The 2,008-nt window shown below is 64.0% G+C and carries 1 protein-coding gene; it reads right to left on the bottom strand.

Annotated elements, in window-relative coordinates; translation table 11 throughout:
• Nucleotides 1-91: 91 nt before the first annotated feature.
• Nucleotides 92-1,345 (bottom strand): group II intron reverse transcriptase/maturase, encoded by a 1,254-nt coding sequence (ltrA, locus tag D5S19_RS03195; RefSeq protein WP_120021836.1) that lies wholly within the window; start codon nucleotides 1,343-1,345, stop codon nucleotides 92-94.
• Nucleotides 1,346-2,008 lie beyond the last annotated feature (663 nt).

Genomic DNA, 2,008 nt, shown 5'->3' with positions numbered 1-2,008 from the left:
ACGCCGGTCGGGTGGCGCGGGGGAATCTCACCCCCGCGCTCCCTCAGATCCGGGCGTAATAGTCTCCCATTACCCGGCTCTTCTCATCCTTTCACCAGAATGCGTGGACCCACCGCCAGTGCGCGAAGCACCTTGGGTACTGACTGGTCACCCGCTTCCATGCCCCGTGTGCCTTCTTGAAGGGCCGCAGCCGTCGGTACTTCTTCCGCATCCACCGCACCAGATATGCGTTGATGCGACGGAGGAGGGGATACAACACGGTCTTGTAGAAGGCCCCGTAATACTGCATCCACCCCCGGACCACCGAGTTGATCGCACGGGCGATCTCCCCGAGTGTGTGGCCGGTGAGCGCGTGAAGCCGCCAGGACTTCACGTGCGCGCTCATCTTCTTGATGGCGTCCTTGCTAGCCGCCGGGCCGAACCCGGTGAACACGTTCCCGTTCCTGGCACGCACCGCCCGGGCCCGGAAGGTAAACCCGAGGAAGGTGAACTCCGTGTGCTCGTGAGAGCCGCGTCGTTTGCCGTCCTTGCAGTACACGATCCTGGTCTTGTCGGGATGCAGCCGAACACCGACCTGCTCCATCCGGCTCCGCAGCTCGGCCAACACAGTCTCGACCTCCACTTTGGACCGACAGTGCACCACGGCGTCGTCGGCATAGCGCTCGAACGGACAGCCGGGAAACTCCCTGGCCAGCCACAAATCGAGCGCGTAGTGCATGAACAGGTTGGCGAGCACGGGACTGACCGCGGACCCCTGCGGGGTTCCCCGGTCCCGTGTGGCCAGCGTGCCGTCGGGCATCTGGATGGACGCGGCCAGCCACCGCTTCACATACAGGATCACCCAGGGCAGCGCGATGTTGGCCTCGACCGCCGCGATGACACGGTCCCAGGGCACGGTGTCGAAGAACTTCTGGATGTCCAAATCGATCACCCAGTCGTACCTCCAGCAGCGTTCCCGGCATGTCCCCACGGCGTCCAGCGCGCCCCGTCGGGGCCGGTAACCGTAGGAGTCGGGATGGAACCGTGGCTCCACTGCCGCCTCGATTCGGGCCGCCACAACGGTTTGCGCTATCCGGTCACCGATGGTGGGCACGCCGAGCATCCTGGTTCCCGCGCCGCGGGCTTTCGGGATCTCCACCGCTCTGACCGGGGGCGGGAAGTACGAGCCTGACGACATCCGGTTCCAGATCTTGTAGAGGTTGCTCTTCAGATCGGACTCGAACTCCTCCAGGCCGACCATGTCGACCCCGGCAGCGCCCTTGTTGGCCGCCACCTTCAGGTATGCCTGCCACACCTCCTGCTTCGATATGTCGAACGGCTTGCCTGGTGATTCATGCTCGCCCACGAGATTCCTCCCAGTGTCCTGGTTGATCAGGCAAACGAACCACGGATGAGCCGGCCCCTTCACTCCACTCCCACCGCATCAAGCAGGAGCTTCACCGCTACTACGAACCGGTCCGCCCGCGCGCCCCGCGACGGTACTCAATTCCTCGCGTTTCAGACGCTTGGAAGTCTCCCTCTCGCCACCTGCACGAGGTGGCAGTGTCGGGGCACGCCATCCCACGTTCCGCACGAAAGCCGCAGGCCAGGCTCGCGCCACCTCTGCGCCGGGCACCACCTGGCCAGCGATCCGGGCAACCGCCAGGCTCATCCCGGGCCAAGCCTTAACACCCGGTTCTGATGCCACTTTTCTTAATAACGACGCTATCGACGGTGAATCCCTCGCGGGACTTTCGATGCAACGCCTTCCTGACCCCCACCTGACGCATCTCGTGCGCCTTTTCCCTCATCGCTCACCACGACGGTCTTCAGCCAACGCAGCAGAGGGTGGTTTGAAGCCTCCCCCCGAAGGGCGGCTCCGAAGGGCCGACAATCCCTCATCTTTCGTGCAGCACCGCTTCAGCCACCTACTACATCAGGCGACCTCCAGCGCTCGTGGCACACAGGCTTTTACCAGGAACGCGTTGTCCTTCTCCAGCTCATTCACCTGGCGGCGCAGGCGCTGCAG

The organism is Amycolatopsis panacis (assembly GCF_003600245.1).
Taxonomy (GTDB): Bacteria; Actinomycetota; Actinomycetes; order Mycobacteriales; family Pseudonocardiaceae; genus Amycolatopsis; species Amycolatopsis sulphurea.
Note: the sequence above shows the minus strand (reverse complement) of the source record. Positions and strands in the feature narration are given on the sequence as shown.